Source organism: Pseudomonas izuensis, from assembly GCF_009861505.1.
GTDB lineage: Bacteria > Pseudomonadota > Gammaproteobacteria > Pseudomonadales > Pseudomonadaceae > Aquipseudomonas > Aquipseudomonas izuensis.
In genome coordinates this window covers 1-1,688 of sequence record NZ_WTFT01000080.1, presented here as the reverse complement: position 1 = coordinate 1,688, position 1,688 = coordinate 1, and the positions used below count along the sequence as shown (strand labels likewise).

General features: G+C 51.6%; 1 protein-coding gene. It reads left to right on the top strand.

Annotated elements, in window-relative coordinates:
• Window positions 1-803: copper homeostasis membrane protein CopD (gene copD, locus GPL81_RS30920; RefSeq protein WP_160109872.1), on the top strand; the 803-nt coding region annotated here is incomplete at its 5' end.
• Between the last annotated feature and the right edge of the window lie 885 nt (window positions 804-1,688).

Genomic DNA, 1,688 nt, shown 5'->3' with positions numbered 1-1,688 from the left:
CGCTAGTTTTCGGCACCGTCGCTGTTGGCGTACTTCTGTCTCTCGCAGCCATGTTGTTACTTGCCAAGGCAATGAGTGGTGTTTCCGAACTTATGGAACTTCAGCGCCATATTTTCGAAATGGTGCTGATGGGGACCGATGTCGGGCTCATGTGGATGGTCCGCATAGCAGCCCTTGTCTTAGCGGGTATCGGTTTGACGCTAAACAAACGCTTTCCGACCCTCAGTTTGTGGATAGTTACTTTGTGCGGTGCCGTAGCCTTAGCCACCCTCGCGTGGACTGGGCATGGTGCTATGGACGAAGGCGATAAGCGTTACATGCATTTCGCCAGCGACATCTTCCACCTGTTGGCCGCAGGAGGCTGGCTCGGCGCCCTGGCGGCATTCGCTTTATTACTGCGTACGAAAATACTGAATGGCGAACAAGAGGTGCGAACTCTCTCTCGAGTGCTTACCGGCTTTGAGACAGCGGGTGCATTGATCGTAGTGAGCCTCGTTATCACCGGCGTAGTGAATTATCTGTTTATTGTTGGCCCAACACTTGAGGGTGTGATGTTTAGCACATATGGCGCGCTGCTTTGTTTGAAAATTTTACTATTCGCAGCGATGCTCGTATTAGCCACGATGAACCGTTTTCACTTGAGCCCACTTTTAGCGCGATCAATCCAGAGCGGAGAGTACACTGGTGCCATTAATGCTTTGCGGCGCAGTATGGCCCTGGAGCTCACAGTGGCAATAATCATAGTGTGCCTTGTCGCTTGGCTTGGAACCTTGAGCCCAGAGATGGATATGGGCACTGTATAGAAAAATCTAACTTCCTAAAACAGTCCGCCTTAGGCAGCGGGCTCCCAACTCATGATCACCAGATCACCAGATCACCACTCACCTGGGCGTCTGCGAAGTATGTTTCTGTCGGGCAATACCGTGCATTTCAAATTTATGCGACCGGGGCCATCGCTCAATCCAAACCTGCCTATCGCGAATTGGCCTAAAGCAAACCTTGGTGATTGGCCGCTTTTGGCCGACCATCGCTCAGCCTGAGAGGCTGCAATTGGTCGTTCTTTGCCGCTGCTGACCGGCAGCAATGGGTCGCTATGTGCCTGTCGCGGCGAGCAGAAAACGGCCAATAGAAGACATTCTCTGGCCTCTCAACAGATATCCCACGAATTTTCTCCTAATTGCGCGTTTCCGCGATCTTTTAACTCTGCGGACACCAGTCTTTTCATCAGAAACCAGCCACTGTTGCGGCACAGCGAATACCGCCCTAAGGGAGGGCAAAACTCGATCAAAACCTTATCAATAAAGTCTCTCATACTGCTTTTAGTCAAAAAATTCAGGGAACTATTCCCCCACCAACTGGGGAAAGTAACCCACTGAAAATAACTGCCTTTTACCCGCTATTGAGGAATATCCCCCACTGCCCCCAATTTACCTCCTCTCCTGAATACACAATTGGAAACAACTAACTAATTAGTTTGAACTTTTTTCCGGGCCCGCAATACGGCCCACCTGTTGCATGGCCCCTTTTACCCGCAGCAGCTGTCGTCCCGATAGAGGGCGGTGGGTTTCGCCGATATGGCATGACGCGAGGGGTCCCAACATGAAACATGTCAAACCGCAGTCCACATCAACCCGCTACTTGCAAAGGCCCGGAGTGATCTGCGCGGTGATGCTCATCACCCTTGCCTC